Source organism: Kurthia populi, assembly GCF_042686175.1.
Lineage (GTDB): Bacteria > Bacillota > Bacilli > Bacillales_A > Planococcaceae > Kurthia > Kurthia populi.
Genome location: NZ_JBHUOR010000128.1, coordinates 22215 through 39348 on the forward strand (window position 1 = coordinate 22215; position 17134 = coordinate 39348).

The following is a 17134-nucleotide window of genomic DNA, read 5'->3' on the forward strand; positions in this document are numbered from 1 at the left end:
TTATATTAAAGTAATCCGCTAGGAATTGCAAGTATTATTTTGAAATTTCTGAAAAACGCGTTACTACTGCTTTATATTCCGCTTCGATGCGCGCAAATAATTCCGCCACAGTAGGCACATCATCGATCAAGCCAATGACCTGTCCAGCAAAGGCCATACCATTCTCCTCACCATCATGGATTAACCGGCGATTCGCTTGCCCGCTAATATGTTCCTTTAATGCCTCATAGGTCGGTGTCTGTTGCTCAATGGCTAAAATTTCATCCGCAAAAGCATTATGAATAACACGTGCAGGACCACCAATCGAACGTTTAACGACGACAGTATTTTGCTCTGTGCTATCGAGTAAAAGTTGCTTGTAATAGTCCGAAGCATCGACACATTCCTTTGTAGCAATAAAACGCGTACCCATTTCAATACCCTCCGCACCGAGCGCAAGTCCTGCCGCAAGACCACGACCATCCGCTAAACCACCTGAAGCAATAACAGGAATCGAAACCGAATCAACGACGCGTGGTGTAAGGACCGTTGTGCCTAAGTCATCACGTCCTAAATGGCCGCCGCCTTCTTGACCTACGACGATGACGGCATCGGCGCCAAGCTCCTCTGCCTTTTGTGCTTGGCGCACACCCGCCACAAGTACGAGCTTTTTAATACCCGTTCCTTCTAGCATCGCTAAAACCGTAGCGGGATTTCCACCTGTAATGGATACAACCGGCACTTTCTCGTCAATCGCTACTTGTATAAACGCCTCATAACCTGTTCCGTGCATCCCCATCGCAAAATTGACACCAAAAGGCTTATCCGTCAGTGAACGCGTACGCTTAATTTCACGTCGCAGTGCTTCCGGATCAGGTAAACTTAACGCCGTAACCTGACCTAATCCGCCCGCATTTGAAACCGCAGCCGCTAAATCAGCATAGGCCAGATAGGCTAGGCCGCCTTGAATAATCGGTAATTGAATTCCAAAAAGCTCTGTAATCCGTGTGTTCATCGTCATTCCTCCATTTCAAAATACAAGTGGTAATGCCCCTCACAACGAGGGTTCCATGCAGCGTGACAATGTGGACATGTATCATGTGCTAAATAGGTCGCAATCGACAATTCTTCATGACAACGCCCACAAAGAATTGCCTTTTCATCCCACTCCATTTTTGTCCATCGTGTAATCGGGTGATCTGCTTCCTCCTCATGACATTGATAGCATGGATAATATGTATGACAACATTTCATTTTGATAGCGATAATATCCTTTGCTGTATGATAGTGGACGCAGCGTGTTTGCTCATCTACAAGTTGACCACGAAGATTCATAATTGTCACTCCTTATAATAATAATACAATGATTGATACAAATATTGGAAATAAAATGCAGTAACCATCCTTTTTTTGAAAAGCAAGAAGATGAAAATGTGTTCGATTAAACCCCTGTCGAAATCCGCGTGCTTCAATCGCAATGCTTAACCGTTCTGCTCGTGTAATGAGTGCTAAGAGTAGCGGAATCACTTGTTGCACTGGGCTATACAACCGTTGTCTAAACCGTTTTATTGTGATGCCTCTCGCCTGTTGACTTAGACGAATCCGTTCCCATTCTTCGATAATTAATGGGAAAAAGCGTAATGCCAGAACAATCATTAATGCCCATTGGCCAACAGGAATACGCCATTTTTCAAGAGGGCGCAACATTGTTTCAAGTCCAAGTGCAAGCTCAAGTGGTTTGGTAGTCGCTGTTAATAAAACACCACTTAAAATCATCATTAAAAGCTTAAGGACATAATGTAGGCCCATTAAAAATCCTGCTAAATAGGTTATACCTGAAAACATACTATGATAAAGCAACGTCAGCAATAAAATTAGAAGTAATGGGCGTATTGAATGTAGCGCATAGCTAAAAGGGATTTGTGCAAAATGATATAACAAGCCGACTACGAATGCCGAAAAAACAAGTTGTATCCACTCGTGAATTTGGGTGAAACCGATTAATAGAAAGCTTAACCCTATTATTTTAGTCCGTGGATCAAGACGATGTAGAATGGACGTGCGTGCTACATATTGAATAACTTGTTCCATTAGGTATCGCCTCTTTCATAATTTGGATGAGTGCGGGCATTGAACGTGCGCGTGGCAGCGGAGATTGTAAGCGTTGTTCTATTAAGTGAAACATCGCAATAGGTGGTGGAAAATAAACTCCTTTTCGTTTTGGAACCTCAAAGAAAAATTGCTCCGTTTCAAACAGTTGAGGGGCCTCATCTTTAGCCATCAACAAAACATCATCTGCAAAAGTTAACACATCCGTTAATTCATGAGTAATCGCAATAATCGTATGTCCTTGCTGTTGCCATTTTTTCAAAATCGACAGCACTAGTGCGCGTTGCACTGGATCAAGTCCAGCTGTTGGTTCATCTGCTAGCAAAATAGTTGGCTCCATCATAAATACAAGAGCAAGTGCTAACCGCTTTTTTTGTCCCCCACTAAGTTGATAAGGCAACATCGGTAAAATAGATGCATCTAGCTGTACAAGATTTAACACTTCCGCTATCTTTGCATCTGTTTTTTCACGAGACCATCCAAAATGACGTGGAGCGAAACGTAATTCTTTCTCAACCGTTGACTCGAAAAATTGTTGATCTGCATGTTGGAATAAAAAACCTATTTTCCCGTCTATATGAATATGGCCTTGCTGTATCGGTATAAATTGTTGAATGGCTTGCAATAGCGTTGATTTCCCTGCTCCGTTTTCTCCTACTATCGCCGTCCATTTATTGTCAGAAAATTGAAATGAAGCATCGCGTAAAATAACATGTGATGAACGCTCTAGTGTAACATTCTTTAAAGTGATGGCCATATTTGTTTAACACACTCCTCATACGTTTGAATGCAAATCGGTAAATGACACGTTCTTTGAAATTCAATGATAAAAGGCATTGCGTATGTCGGATAATGTGCTGCAAATGCAGGTAAGTCTCCATCAAATACGATACGATGATTTTGCAAGTAACAAACGCGATTTGCAAATAAATATTCTTCAACAATATGCGTCGTCATAACAATTGTATAGCGTTTTTTTAATGTTTTTAGTAGCGTGTAAAAATCACTACGTGCATGGGAATCTAACATAGCGGTCACTTCATCTAATAGTAAAATTTTCGGGCGCATCGCTAGCACAGCTACTAATGCAACACGTTGTTTTTCGCCACCAGAAAGCGTCATTGGATGGCGTTCTATAGCCCAGCGCATACCAACTTCATCTAATGCCTGATAAGCGCGGGCGGTCATTTCCTCGCGTGGCACTTGTAAATTTTCTAGTCCAAAAATAACTTCATCCATGACTGACGTCGTAATAAACTGATCATCAGGATGCTGAAAGACAATCCCGATTTCACCTGGCTTAACTGGATTCCCTTCATACAGTATTTTCCCAGATTGTGGCGTTAAAAGGCCTGCAAGTAACGATAGGACCGTTGACTTCCCGCTCCCGTTCGCTCCGAGTAGGACGAGACAATCTTGCTCGTAAACGGTGAAGCAGAGATTCTCGATACCATGCCCTGGCGTATGATAGTATGTAGTGTTTTCAACGGTTAACACGGGGACCACCTCACCATGTCTGCAGCATAGCGTGTATACTTCTCACCATTCACGCCAAACACTTCGCCCGTAAAAAAGTCTGTCCGTGCAACTAATTTTTTAACAAAGTAGGCTACATCGTCTGCTGATCCCACACGCCAAAAATCAGGGAACGGAATTTGTTGCTGTTCACTTTTCTGTTTATAGTAGGCAATTACAGGACGCGTCATATCAGTTAAAGCAGCAGGGGCAATCGCATTGACACGAATTTTTCCTGGTTCCCACTCTGCTGCTAACGTATAGGCCATCATTGTTAGAGCGCCCTTTGCTGCGCTATAGTTTAATTGTCCTCGTGAACCGAATAAACCAGCTGTTGAAGTCATAACAAGCACGTCACTCATTGGCTTTAATAACGGTTGTAAGGTGGTTGTTATAAGGAAAAAACTCGTCACATGCACATGAAAAACATGATTAAAGTCTTTTAATGTCATATTAGTCGCACGTTTATCTTTAGTATTTCCTGCACAATGAATAATTGCCGTTAATGTATCTGTATAGTGATTAATTTGTCGTAGCATCTCTTGAATTTCTAGTTCATTTGAAAAATCTGCAGCCAGACAGAGCGCTTGTGGAAATAAATCACGAAGGGGAGCAATCGATTTTTCAGATGATCCATGTAAAATTAAAGGCTCCTGCGAAAACTGTTTTGCAAGAGCGAAGCCGATGCCACGCGTAGCACCTGTAATAAAAATCATTCTGTCATTCCTCCTCAAATACTACATGCAAAACGAGTTGTTCTGCATTATAAGCATGTATTTCTTTTTTTGTTAATCGTACAGTAATCACTGATGGAATAGGCACTGGATAGACAAATTGACATCGCATTGTTGTTGGATAAACCTCATAACGCTGTTGCCATGCGCCTTCTGCAAGTGCCATTAATAACATACCATGTGCAATTGGCTGCTCAAATCCTAGTTGTTGAGCGAAGGTTGCATCATGATGTAAGGCATTATCATCACCACTTAACGCCGAAAATGCTTGAACTTTTTGACGTGTAATTAGCCATTCCATATTTAATTATCCTTTCATCAATGTCATGACAACGGTTGCTACAACCTGTTTATTACGTGAGAGCGCAACCGTTAATTGACAGACAGTTTTTCCTTTTGACGTAATGCTTAAATGCTTATCTGTAATCGTCCAGTTATAAAATGTATCTGCGTATAATGAAGTCATTTTTTCACATTGCTGCGATAAATGGATCCACCCTGTCGGAAATGCTTCTCCTAGTATGGTTGGTAATATACTTAACGGAATTTCTTTAGATAAAGGCATCCCCATTAAACGTTGATATCCTTGCACTTGTGAGAGGGAGGCATGCCATTCATTCATCGCTTCACCAACATCGAGAGCCCCATCCCACCGCCAATTCCAAGAGTAGCAAGCCCACGTTGTCCTTTTTTTAATTCATGAACGAGACGCGTAATTAAAATAGCGCCCGATGCCCCGTATGGGTGACCAAGTGCCAATGCCCCTCCCCCAATATTGACAAGATGTTGTGGAATCTTTAATTGTTGGAGACAAGCAAGTACTTGTGAAGCAAACGCTTCATTAAACTCGACAATATCAATATCTGTCACTTGTAACTGCTGACGGGCGAGTAGTTTTTGTGTTGCTGGTACTGGACCCATTCCTAAAATATCCGGCATGACACCAGCTGCCGTAGCATCTACAATGGTCGCATAGGCAGTCAATTTATAATGTAGGCATGCCTCGCGTGACATTAACATAACAATTGCCGCTCCATCATTTATAGGACAAGCATTCCCAGCAGTTACGGTGCCTTCTGGAAGAAAAACAGGATGTAAATGTGCTAATTTTTCAACTGAGGTATCCGCACGTGGACATTCATCAGTCATAACGCCTTGGAGTGGTAAAATCTCTTTGTTAAAGCGACCCGTTCGTTGACTCGTCACTGCTTTTTGGTGACTTGAAAAGGCGTAATAGTCCTGTGCTTCTCGCGTAATTTGATAACGTGCTGCAACTTCTTCGGCAGCTATGCCCATATCAGGGTCTCCGTAAGCAGCAGGGGTAAAAGGAGCCCGCGTATAAAGCGTAGGCACTGCCCCAGGTCTTGTCGGTTGAGCCATTTTCCAAGGAGCGCGACTAACACTTTCTACACCACCTGCTAAAATTATTTGTGCTTGTCCACTTTTTATTGCTTCAAAGCCACGCATAATGGCTTCTAGTCCAGAACCACATTGCCTGTCAATTGTGACACCGGGAACGGTTACAGGAAACCCTGCTTGTAATAGGCTCACACGTGCTACGTTACCACCAGGTCCTACTACATTCCCTATCATTACATCGTCAACTAATGAAGCATCGCCTACCGTATCTTTGATTGCCTGCTTTAATAACGGAGCAACTAAATCACTTGGCTCAAGGGTATGAAATTGCCCCCCGGCCCGCCCAATTGGTGTACGTTTTGCCCAAACAATCACAACTTCTGACATAGAAATGCCTCCTTCATTTTTTGACGTGCGATTTTTCCACTCGTCGTATAATAAAATCGAGGGACGGTCACGATTTCTCGAGGGAATTTATAGACTGCTAAATAGCGCGTACAATAATGTTTTAACGCATCATATGTCAGTGGCTGGTGGCTCCACTGAATCAAGGCCACCACTTTCTCTCCCCAATAGCGATCTTCCAGCCCACAAACCATCACTTCCTCAATCGCCAGATGGTTAGATAATAACTGCTCAATCTCTTCTGGAAAAATATTTAAACCACCAGAAATAATACGATTTTTTGCCCTACCTTTAATGGTAAGATAGCCTGTTTCATCCACCGTTACAATATCTCCTACCTTTAGCCAGCCATTATGAAAAATTTCAGCAGTAGCCTTTGGATTGTCTACATAACCACTAAAAATCATAGGGCTTTTAATATAGAGAAGCCCTTCCTCAACTTCACGAAAGGCTGCATCACGAATTGTATAATCAACCGTAGGAAAGAAGCGGCCAACCGTATCAGGCTTTGTTCCGTCAGAATAGCTAATATAACTTGCTTCAGAGGAACCAAAAAATTCATATTGCGCAGTATGTGGAAAAATCTTCGCCAGTCGTTTTTTGGAATCATCTTGCCATTTTGCACCAGAACTAACAATGGCATCAATCGTAGCTTGAAGACCGGTCTGTACCATTGCTTCAAGCATTGTGGGTACGACAAATAGCGCGGTATTCGGATATTTTTGACACGTCGTAAGAACCTGTTTGGCATTAAATTTAGTTTGTAAATGAATGGTCTTTCCTTCAACAAATGCTTGCATCGCCGCAAATAGTGTCATCGAGTGTACAAGAGGCCCAGGGGCACAGTAATGCTTCGTATTTTCAAGAGAAAAAGCTTTCGCTGTTACACGAAAGCTTTCCATCCAAGAGAGATGCGACCGTTTATAGGCTTTCGGCATGCCTGTTGTACCCGAAGTAAACCCAACAAAAAGGGATGATGCTTCCCGTAATTCATATGTATCATTTGGTTGTTCATTTAATGGCGCGGTAATAATACAGTCTAACAAATGATTTTTGAGAATTTCTTGTTTCTCATGCGCACTCCATTTCGGATCGAGTAGATAAGGTACTACCCCTGCAGCAACTGCACCTAAAAATGTTTTAAGAAAGTCATAACCATTGGGCATATCAAGTGCAACCTTTTTCTGCTGTGAACATTGAAATGTATGTGCTATTTGTGCGATATCTCGCTGTAATGTCCGATAATCAATTTTTTTATCCCCCATTACGATAGCGATGTTTTCTTTAGGTTGTCCCAAAATAGGTGTTATACAATGCATATCATCCCTCCTTTTTAATGATTAATGCGTTCGTACGACGTGTCGTAAAGCAACGGTATTAATTGGACTAACAGCTTTTAGTTGGACAGCGACAACCGCAGCAAGTACAGCTTTTATACAGTCACCTGGTAAAAATGCTAAGCCACCCATTAATGCCCCAACAATTGAGGTATGTGTAATCATTGCCATAATAGGTGCGCCAACAATATTAATGAAAAGCACTCCGAATACAAGCGTAACTCCAATAACTTTCCAAAGATTTAATGTCGACCACGCTTTTTCAGTGAAATATCCGATGAAAAAGACTGCGAATGGCCAACTCAAAATATAACCGATTGATGGCCCCATTAACGCGCCCATTCCGCCACGTCCGCCCGATAGTAATGGTAGGCCAAATTGAAAAATTTAGCTATTTTCATATGCGATATATTGCATAAACCAATAAAAAATACCCGTCATTTTAACGGTAATATGCTAATAGAAAACGCTTACAAGCTAACTGAGGTAAATTGTCAGAAAATTATAGAAAATTCAATATTGACGGACAATTAAATTCTTTCTATACTAAAAACACTTAAAACAAGCGCTACTTACTTCTTAAAAGAAACGTAGTCGAAGGGAAATGATTTTATGAAAGATTTTTTTAGTAAACTTCTTACAGGCATGAGCCTTGGGATTGTTGTTTGTTTAATCCCTAACGCTCTTGTCGGAGAAATTTAAAAACTGATTATCGCACATTATCCAAACGTTCCTATCCTTCCAACGATTTTAAATATATCAGTGCTCGCAATGAGCTGCTTACCACTTGTTATCGGCGTGATGGTCGGTATCCAATTTAAATTAACACCGATTCAAATGTGTTCAATCGGCCTTGCTACAATGGTTGGCTCTGGTGTTGTAAGCTTTACAGATGACGGTATGAAAATGGCAGGTATCGGCGTTGTAATCAATATCGGGATTACCGCTGCACTTGCTACGGTATTCGTTCAATTCCTAGGTACAAAACTAAAAGAATGGACGCTACTGGCGATGCCTGCACTATCAATGTTTATTCCAGGGTTTATCGGTATGATCATCTTGCCATATGTTAAAAATGGTGCTGACTATGTCGGTATCGGTATTGAATATGTAACAGAGCTACAACCAATCTTAATGGGTGCTTTGCTTGCGATGATTTTCTCTATTTTAATCTTATCGCCGATTTCAACAATTGGTGTCGCAACGGTTATTATGCTGTCAGGTATCGGCGCTGGTGCTGCAAATCTTGGTGTCTGTGCATCAGGCGTTGGGATGGCGATTGCATCGTACCGCGCAAATAACTTCGGTACAGCGCTTGCTCATATCGCTTCGGCAAAAATTCAAATGCGTAACTTCTTTATGAAACCAAAAATTGCCTTTCCAGCCATTCTAACAGCAGGTATTTTAGGTGCACTTGCTGGCGTCTTCCGCATCGTCGGTGACCCATACTCAGCAGGCTTTGGCCTTGCGGGCTTCGTTGGTCCCTTAAAGTATTTATCACTTGAAGGCTGGACAAGCTATAATGTCATTGTGACAGTTATGCTATTCATCGTTTTACCAGTCGTATTAAATTTAACATTCCTAAAAATCTTTGATAAAAAGCTAAATTGGATTAAATCAGAAGATTATAAAGTTGATTTTGAATAATAAAAAGCTAGCGCACAGGGCGCTAGCTTTTTTGGTGGTTTATTTTGCGGTTGCTGTTACGTGAACGCGATTGCCATCTAAACGTGCATAATAGTTCCCTTTTTTCACATTAAACGTAAAGATACGCGTTTTTTCGCCTTTTTTCAATGTCATTTTTTTAACAAGTTCATCATGGGCATTGTATAACTTAAACGTTTGGTCTTCACTACTTGTGTATTCATCAGAAAGTGTAAATTGCATTTTCATCTCTTTATCCGCAATAAATGTAAATTTATTACGTACACCATCACTACTAGAAAATGGTTTATTCAATTCGAGTGTTGGAGATAAGAAATAACGAAGTGCCACGTGCTGACCGATTGATGGCCTTGCTGATTTTAACGAAACCCGATAGGTTCCATTTGGTGCAAAAAGCGCAAAACGATAAGCAGATAGCTTTTTCGCTGTATATGTTTGTCCGGTTTGTTCATTTTTCAATTCAAGGGCATTGATAACTTCAAGTGTATCGAAAACTTTTCGATAATCAGAAGGTAATGCTAAAAATTGAATATATTGATTCGTTGTTAACTGCATCGGTACACTCGGTTGATTTGTTTGATAAATTGGCACTTTTGCTACATTTACTCGATCAAATTCTCTTAGAGCGGGTGTAAGTGTACGCATGGTCTCTACATTGTACGTACGGCGCTGTATTTTGAAATGATAACGGTCATTCGGTTGGCCTTTCACCGCTATATAATGCGTTCCTTTTTCTAAATAGCGTAATTCTTTTCCGCCTAACTGCTGAGAAATATTGAGCTTATTAGGTGTGGATGCAGCAAATATTGTATAAGAGTTTATATCGTTATTACCAGCAAACGTATAATTGCCTGCTGGTTCTGTTAAATTGACTTTAAAATAAGCATATCCTTTATCATCAAATGTCCCATCTTGAACTTCTAGTAATTTGATGTCTTGATAAACAGCTTCTGAATCCACTTCATTGAAAGTGATATTTTCCCCTATTAGCGTAAAGCCTTCTGTCATGGCTTCTTGTAAGTTCGTTAAATTTGCAGTAGCTTCATAGCTGTTCATAATATTTTTAATAAAACGGAATGTTGATAAACTATTATTTATTTCTTTAGTTGCAGAATCTGTATATAAATTCACTTTAGGGTAATCTGGGTCTTGGGATGCTTTTAAAATGGTATTCGCCGCCTGTAGCTGTTTGGTTGCAGCGTCTATATAGTCTTGTAATTGTGCTTTAATCGCTAATTCGTCTTTTTGAGAAACAATTCGTTTATAATCATAATTTAGAAAGGATGTCCCTGTTTTATGATAAGCAATATTTAATAATGCTCCAAGTAATTTGCCCTCTTTATACAAGTTCCCTTCATATTCCCCATCTAATAATGCACCATCTTCATAATATAAATCGAATTGTTTATACGTGTCTTTGATACGTTGTTGTAGTAGTATATGTGTTTCTTCCGCCGCTCCGTCTAGTTGCTTTGTGATTGAATCTATTTCCTCTAGTTGTTTTTTAATTGTATATGGAATATTTAATGGCGTTTCATATTTAGCAGACCCTACATCATCATATTCGGTATGGCCATAATCATCATAAATACGTCCTTTTTTATTGTCTAAATAACTAAGTACTTCTGCAACCTTTTCCTTTAGCAATGTAGCAACGACTTCATTAGATTGCTGGCCGATTTGCATTTTTAAAGCCGTTGCTTCTTGTATTTTATCTTCGTATTTTTTGGTTACTAAATAATAGTGATGAATACCATCTTTATAGTAACGGTCACCTTTTTCACCTGTAAATAATTTGTGCTTATAATATAACTTGTCATCTATCGTTACATATTTACTAGATGGTTTCCCTGCTACATATACCTTGCCGTTATAATAGAAGGGTAAATAACCATATTCCCCGTCTCCAGCTACCCCATTTTTAAATAAATAGGTTTCACCCTTATACATAGCTTTTTTATATCCAGTAGCTAATTTCCCGTTAATAAATAGTCTTAAATAGCTGCTCGTCGGTTCGTCGTAGGGTTGATATTGATAACTACTTAACACATAATTCCCTTTATAAGGTTTTCCATTATCATAAAGTTTAGGTTCTTCCTTATCAGAAGGTCCATCATTTTTCAACTCGATATAATGCGATAAAATTCCATCTTTGAAAATAAGGTCTAGCCCTGTTTGTGACTCTTGTTTGTAAGTGCCTTTAATTAAAACCCCATCTTTAAATGCATATTTATAATCTTTTGTGATATAAAGTCCTTTTTCAATTATCCCATTTCGATATAGTTTCATATTTGGGGCTTTCCCATATTTGATACGCCCTGTCGTTAGCTTTCCGTCTTTATATAATTTTTCTTTATATACTTGATAGCCTTTTACAATTTTTTCGTTAGTTCTATAAACAAGTGAATTATTTTTTAGTTTGAATTTTGAAGTTAGATTAGCTCCGGTTTCTGTTGATGTATTCAATTCCAGATTATTAGAAATAGCCAAATTATAATGCCCTTTTTTCACAGTATACGTAAATGAACGAGATGATTCATTTAATGGAATATGCACACGTTTAACAAGACGGTGTTGCTCATCATATAAAGAAAATCGTTGATTATTCCCCTTTTTTCCTTTTGGATCTATTAATGTAAAGTTAATTTTTGTATCTTTTTCTGTAGTAAGGGTGAATAAAGAACCTTGTTTTAAAGGAGACGATACCGTAGTATTTAACGGGAAATGATTAAGTAGTTTATAGTTAAGTCTCATTTTTCCAACATACGGATTTTTTATGAAAGCATCTGTTAACACAAGACGAACTTCATATTGACCATTTGGTACATACGAAGTAAATAAAGTAGATGCAATTTTTTTTACTTTATATGTTTCACCCGTTTCGGTGTTTTTAAGAGAAATTGCCTCTACCGCATCTGAATGCTCATATGTGTGGCCTAAAAAATAAATATATTTGTCATCTGTCAAGTTGATCATGTTAGTTACTTTACGCTCTGTGTAATAAGGAAAGTCTAACTCTTCACTTTTCCAAGTACTAGCTGGCCATTCTTTATCCATATCAAATATACGCTCCGCAAATTTAAAATGGTACGTTGCATTAGGAAGTCCTTTTACTTTTACATAATAGGTACCTTTCTTTAGCATGCGTAGCTTAGAAGCGGCTTGGAATTCTGCGTTTTCGAGTTGTGCTTGATCGGTCGTAATGGCGGTTTCATATGTACGTGTCTTATCGCCCACAAGTCGGTAGTAACCTTCTTGTTCAATTGTAAGGGTAAAATAAGCTTCCCCTTTTTCGTTAAACTGGCCATCTTTTACTTCTGCTAACTTCATAGGGATGGAAGTTTCGCTCGGGTTCGTAATGGCGGTTTCTGCAGAAGCAGGAAGTGCACTGACAGCTGAGGTAATCAGTGCGGCACTTAATGATAATGTAATGATTTTCTTCATAATAGTACTCCTTTTTTAAATAGTTACTGGTAGAAACATATGCTTTTTTACTTATCAATACAACTATTATGCCTTTTTACACCTTCTTTTTATATGAGCAAAAAGATTTAAAATAGTGTTTTTATATTCATTTTGCCAATGATGCTATAAAAAAGTTATCACTTACCACATTAACTTTTTTGATACAATTTAAAATGAGGTGACCTAATGAAAGATTTTCAAACAATTATTACGCAATTAAATGAACAAATTTATACACCGAATGATTTAATTGTAATCGCCCTTCAAGAGGAGCCGCAAAATGCTGCATATGGCGCGGGTACATTTCAAATCGCTTCAAAGACTATTCGTTTTAGAGTGGCAAAGCAGACACCGAAAAAACGGGGGCAATTTGTCGCGTTTTGGGAAAAAGATTGCCACAATGAAAATCAAGCCTTCGCCTATGGAGAAGCACCTGATTTACTTGTTATAACAACGTTTAAAAATGAGCACCATTATGGCCAATTCATCTTTCCAAAAGCAGTGCTTCTTAAACAAAACATACTACGAACGGATTCACATCCAGGGAAAATGGCGATGCGCGTTTATCCTAGCTGGGATCAGCCAACGAGTAAGCAGGCAATCAACACACAAAATTGGCAGCTTCCTTATTTTGTTGATATGCACGACATAACACACGAAAAAATTCATTCATTATATAAACTATAAAAAACGCAAGCATCCATTGAGTGATGCTTGCGTTTTCTATATGTATAAAATTAAACGTCCATTAATAATTTTTCAAATTGCTCTGTTGGCAATGCTGGATGGAAGTAATAACCTTGAATCATATCACCTTTTGCTTTTTCAATAATGTTTAGCTCCTCGATGGTTTCCACACCCTCTACAACAACAGACATATTCATAATATGAGCTAGATTAATAATAGCTGTTACCATCGATTCATCATTTGTTCCTTTCTTAATGCCGCGTACAAATGATTTATCAATCTTTAATGTATCAATCGGGAATTTTTTTAAATAACTTAGCGCAGAGTAACCTGTACCGAAATCATCTATCGCAATCGAAACGCCAAGGTTTTTTAAATCCTGTATCGTTTCGGCGACAACGTCAGAGCCGTTCATAAATGATAATTCCGTAATTTCAATTTCTAAATGTTTCGCCGAAAGCCCCGTATCACGCAGTACTTGCTTCACGATATAAACAAAGTTCTTTTCTTGTAAATGGAGCGGAGAAATATTGACGGCTACACGTAATTCGCTATTAGGATACGCATCAATCCAGCGTTTCATTTGCGAACAAGCTGTGACAAGCACCCATTCACCAAGCATCGGCATTAACCCGACTTCTTCAGCAAATGGAATAAATTGAATCGGTGGGATAAAACCATATTCCTCATCATACCATCGCATTAATGCCTCCATTCCGACAAGACGATGTGTTTTCGCTTCGAATTTTGGCTGATAAAATAACATCATCTTATCAGTAAATAAGGCATCACGTAGACGTTTCTCTAAGTCTAGCTGCTCCTCAATCATTAAATTCATATCGTAGTGGAACACTAAGCAACGATTGCCTTTTTCTTTTTTCGTCTCAAGCATGGCTAAATCGGCATATTTAATTAAAATATCGAGTGTATCTGCGTGCTCTTCGTAAAAAGAAACACCAATATTAATCGTTGAATAAAATTGAAAATGTTCAATTATAAAAGCTTGTTCAAATAACTCTAAAATAGCATCAATCATGACTTCATAATGCTGTTTAGTTGTTAAAATAACAAATTGCTTGCCGTCATAACGGAATAAGTCGCCATTTTTTGCGATAATTTTTTGAAAGCGCTTCGTTAGTTCTAATAAAAATAAGTCGCCAATAAAATGCCCGTACCCATCATTTACCTGTTTGAGACGTGTAATATTTAATAAAATGAAAACAGACGCTTTTTCTTGCACTGTACCATGACGAATACATTCTTTAAAGTGAATTTTTAATGAGCGTGCATTACGTAAGCCGGTTAATTCATCATGATAAGCAAATTGTTTTAAACGTGCTGTATTTTTTTGTTCGGTAATATCTGTAGCAATGGCAATGTATTGATATGGTGTATTTGTATTATCCATAAACGGAACAATAACTGTTTTTACCCAGTAAAGGTGACCATCCTTCGCGCGATTACATATTTCACCATGCCAAATATCCCCGCTATGAATGGTCGTCCATAGATTTTTAAAAAAGGCGGGTGAATGATAGCCGGAATTTAATAGACGATGGTCTTGATTAATCAATTCTTTTTCTGAATATTTAGAAACTAAAGAAAAGTTTTGGTTTACAGATAGAATTTTCCCTACGTTGTCTGTAATCGCGACAACAGATGATTCGTTAAAGGCGGTTAATAAATTGTTGAGCGTTAATTGATCGGATTTTACAAAATTTAAAATGGATGATGGTGTATTAGAAAAGTCGTTCATTTAGTGTCCCTCCAACTCAAAAAAACGAAGTATCATAAAACTATTTTACCACAAAAGCCATAGGGATTTATTCATAATTGAAAGGCTACAAAAAATGATGAATAAAAATAGTTCATCCATCATTTTTGGTCGTTTCAATTGTAGGTTTATTTCTCTATGTTATTCGGATTATGCTCGATATTCAACGGATTATTCTCAAATACTTGCTTAATCATTTCATCTTCTACATGCGTATAAATTTGTGTAGTAGAAATATTAGAATGCCCTAATATTTGTTGTAAGCTCCGAATGTCTGCACCATTCTGATACATAATTGTCGCGGATGTATGACGCAATTTATGGGGCGTTAAATTCGCCTTATGTAGCGCCGATGAGTCATTAATTTGTTTGACGATTTTTGCAAGGCGTTGTCTCGTAAGCCTATTACCCTTTTGTGATAAAAATAATGCGTCATCTGTTGTTTTTTCTGCGATTTTTTTTCGCTCATGCTCGATATAAAGAGCTAAAGCTTCCACACAGCTGTCATTCATATAGACACGACGCTCTTTACCACCTTTGCCGACAATCGTCACATAGCGGTCTTCTACATCTCCTAGAGAAAGACGACATAACTCTGTTGCGCGTAGTCCTAAGTTTAATAAAAATGTCATCATACAATGATCGCGGTAATAATGTGTTTTCGATGGAATATGTGATAAAAATTGTTTCGCTTCAGGTACCTTTAAGTAGACGGGTTGCTTGCGATTAATTTTCGGTGTTTCCAAATCTTCTGCAGGGTTTTCATCGATTAAGTGTTTTTTTGTTTTTAAGTATTTAAAAAATGATTTTAAGGTCGCTACTTTTCTCGCACGTGTGGCAGCACTATTTTGTCGCACTTCCTCACAGTAAGCTAAAAATAAATACATATCCTCTAAACTAATACCGCGCACAAAATCAATATCGAGCTCTGCAATTGAAATCGCTTCAAGATCTGTTGTTGGTAAATCCTCTTGCACAGCATAAAGGAATCGGAAAAATAATGTTAAATCATATTCGTATTCATCACGTGTACGTTTTGATTTCCCTTTAATCGCTGTTAAATAAATTAAAAAATCACGTAGCCACTTCGGTTGTTTCTTCATTTTGTCACCTCATTAACACTTATTTTACCACAAAAAAGGTTCCCAAATATACATTTGGGAACCTTTTTTAGAAAAACCACACTTTTTCGCCCATTTACTCACTAAATAGCCTAAAATCCATCATTCCTCAACTTATCAATACATAGGATTTCAAGTATTCACACAGACATTTTTTCGCCACATCCACATATCATATTTCCAATCATTCATTTGCAAATACCTACTATCGGATAACCAAAATGACTCGTAGCAATAATTAAATGATGCACCATTTTGGTTTGATGCTGATGTGAAAACTACTTCACCACACCATTGTGATTTTTATATTTCGTACTTCGCTTGATTTTTTCTAAAAATTAGCTATATCACCAGTGTTATTTAACGAACAACTACCTATATATTTAAACTATACGCAACTTCGTTTGAAAATTCAGATTATTTAGTTTTAAAATCACTTCATTATTTCCCCATCATTTTCCACCCTATTAGTTTCTTGCAAAAATATCCCATTTTCTATTCTATCTCTATTCAAGCCTTGTAGTCTGATTCTGTTGCGCAGTTGCAACAGATATCACTTTCGTAAAAACATTTCCTATTTTTTATCGATTTTGTATGCAAAAATAAGGCCTCTTTTTCCAATTGAGTGTTATTTATAAAAAATGATACAGTTAAATTGTTAAAACAATGGCATATACGCAACAGTGAAAGGAGGTTCTTCAATGATTCAAGCACTCCCTACATTCCCTATTCATAAAACGACCATAAAAGAATTACTAACACGGAGTAGACATCCGTATTTCGTTTATGGTGCGCTTACAAATCGCAGTAATAAAATAGAAGGCTATTTTACGCACCGCCATTTACTACAATACATTGAGCAGCAATATGATGACCTCGTATAAATGTCAACTAATCTATGTACATAAACGCTTACTTAAAGGTGCACAAAATCACGCATCATCAGATGCTAAATGGTCTTTTAAACGATATGAATCTCCAAC

General features: G+C 38.2%; 16 protein-coding genes and 1 pseudogene. 3 read left to right on the forward strand and 14 right to left on the reverse strand.

Annotated features, from left to right (window positions below):
- Nucleotides 1-34 precede the first annotated feature (34 nt).
- The 11 genes from ACFSY7_RS15090 to ACFSY7_RS15140 are packed head-to-tail and all read right to left on the reverse strand — an operon-like array spanning nt 35 to nt 7825.
- Complete coding sequence (locus tag ACFSY7_RS15090) at nt 35-1000, reverse strand: NAD(P)H-dependent flavin oxidoreductase (protein WP_380148414.1); 966 nt, start codon at nt 998-1000, stop codon at nt 35-37.
- Entirely contained in the window at nt 997-1314 is a 318-nt protein-coding gene (locus tag ACFSY7_RS15095) for a CHY zinc finger protein (RefSeq protein ID WP_139992087.1), read from the reverse strand. The genes ACFSY7_RS15090 and ACFSY7_RS15095 overlap by 4 nt, the downstream gene beginning before the upstream one ends.
- Nucleotides 1315-1326: 12 nt before the next feature.
- Nucleotides 1327-2070, reverse strand: coding sequence for an energy-coupling factor transporter transmembrane component T family protein (locus ACFSY7_RS15100; protein ID WP_139992085.1), 744 nt, complete (start codon nt 2068-2070; stop codon nt 1327-1329).
- A complete protein-coding gene (locus tag ACFSY7_RS15105; protein WP_380148415.1) occupies nt 2018-2845 on the reverse strand; it encodes an energy-coupling factor ABC transporter ATP-binding protein in 828 nt (275 codons plus the stop codon). The genes ACFSY7_RS15100 and ACFSY7_RS15105 overlap by 53 nt, the downstream gene beginning before the upstream one ends.
- Nucleotides 2830-3585: an energy-coupling factor ABC transporter ATP-binding protein gene (locus ACFSY7_RS15110; RefSeq protein ID WP_380148416.1), complete on the reverse strand. Its 756-nt coding sequence runs from the start codon at nt 3583-3585 to the stop codon at nt 2830-2832. The genes ACFSY7_RS15105 and ACFSY7_RS15110 overlap by 16 nt, the downstream gene beginning before the upstream one ends.
- On the reverse strand, nt 3579-4319 hold the full coding sequence (locus ACFSY7_RS15115) for an SDR family NAD(P)-dependent oxidoreductase (RefSeq protein WP_380148418.1): 741 nt from the start codon (nt 4317-4319) through the stop codon (nt 3579-3581). Before ACFSY7_RS15115 ends, ACFSY7_RS15110 begins: the two co-directional genes overlap by 7 nt.
- Before the next feature lie 4 nt (nt 4320-4323).
- A complete protein-coding gene (locus tag ACFSY7_RS15120) occupies nt 4324-4638 on the reverse strand; it encodes a MaoC family dehydratase (RefSeq protein ID WP_139992077.1) in 315 nt (104 codons plus the stop codon).
- 6 nt (nt 4639-4644) lie between these two features.
- On the reverse strand, nt 4645-4959 hold the full coding sequence (locus ACFSY7_RS15125) for a hypothetical protein (protein WP_139992075.1): 315 nt from the start codon (nt 4957-4959) through the stop codon (nt 4645-4647).
- A complete protein-coding gene (locus ACFSY7_RS15130; RefSeq protein ID WP_380148420.1) occupies nt 4956-6083 on the reverse strand; it encodes a thiolase family protein in 1128 nt (375 codons plus the stop codon). The genes ACFSY7_RS15125 and ACFSY7_RS15130 overlap by 4 nt, the downstream gene beginning before the upstream one ends.
- Complete coding sequence (locus ACFSY7_RS15135) at nt 6068-7420, reverse strand: AMP-binding protein (RefSeq protein WP_380148421.1); 1353 nt, start codon at nt 7418-7420, stop codon at nt 6068-6070. The genes ACFSY7_RS15130 and ACFSY7_RS15135 overlap by 16 nt, the downstream gene beginning before the upstream one ends.
- Before the next feature lie 21 nt (nt 7421-7441).
- Complete coding sequence (locus tag ACFSY7_RS15140; protein WP_380148430.1) at nt 7442-7825, reverse strand: biotin transporter BioY; 384 nt, start codon at nt 7823-7825, stop codon at nt 7442-7444.
- Between the two features lie 225 nt (nt 7826-8050).
- Between ACFSY7_RS15140 and ACFSY7_RS15145 the strand changes: the two are divergent.
- Nucleotides 8051-9085 (forward strand): annotated as a pseudogene (locus ACFSY7_RS15145) (PTS transporter subunit IIC).
- A gap of 39 nt (nt 9086-9124) precedes the next feature.
- Here the strand turns inward: ACFSY7_RS15145 and ACFSY7_RS15150 are convergent.
- A complete protein-coding gene (locus ACFSY7_RS15150; RefSeq protein WP_380148423.1) occupies nt 9125-12547 on the reverse strand; it encodes a hypothetical protein in 3423 nt (1140 codons plus the stop codon).
- A 207-nt stretch (nt 12548-12754) separates the two neighbouring features.
- Here ACFSY7_RS15150 and ACFSY7_RS15155 point away from each other — a divergent pair, with 207 nt between their 5' ends.
- Nucleotides 12755-13255: a MepB family protein gene (locus ACFSY7_RS15155; protein ID WP_126990049.1), complete on the forward strand. Its 501-nt coding sequence runs from the start codon at nt 12755-12757 to the stop codon at nt 13253-13255.
- Nucleotides 13256-13305: 50 nt separating this feature from the next.
- Here the strand turns inward: ACFSY7_RS15155 and ACFSY7_RS15160 are convergent, their stop codons facing one another.
- Nucleotides 13306-15012: a sensor domain-containing protein gene (locus ACFSY7_RS15160; RefSeq protein WP_380148425.1), complete on the reverse strand. Its 1707-nt coding sequence runs from the start codon at nt 15010-15012 to the stop codon at nt 13306-13308.
- Between the two features lie 146 nt (nt 15013-15158).
- Nucleotides 15159-16133 (reverse strand): tyrosine recombinase XerC, encoded by a 975-nt coding sequence (locus ACFSY7_RS15165; RefSeq protein WP_126990047.1) that lies wholly within the window; start codon nt 16131-16133, stop codon nt 15159-15161.
- Between the two features lie 719 nt (nt 16134-16852).
- On the opposite strand from ACFSY7_RS15165, the gene ACFSY7_RS15170 reads away from it, so the two are divergent.
- The gene (locus ACFSY7_RS15170) at nt 16853-17035 is read left to right on the forward strand and encodes a hypothetical protein (RefSeq protein WP_380148428.1); all 183 of its coding nucleotides are present in this window, start codon (nt 16853-16855) and stop codon (nt 17033-17035) included.
- The last annotated feature ends 99 nt before the right edge of the window (nt 17036-17134 follow it).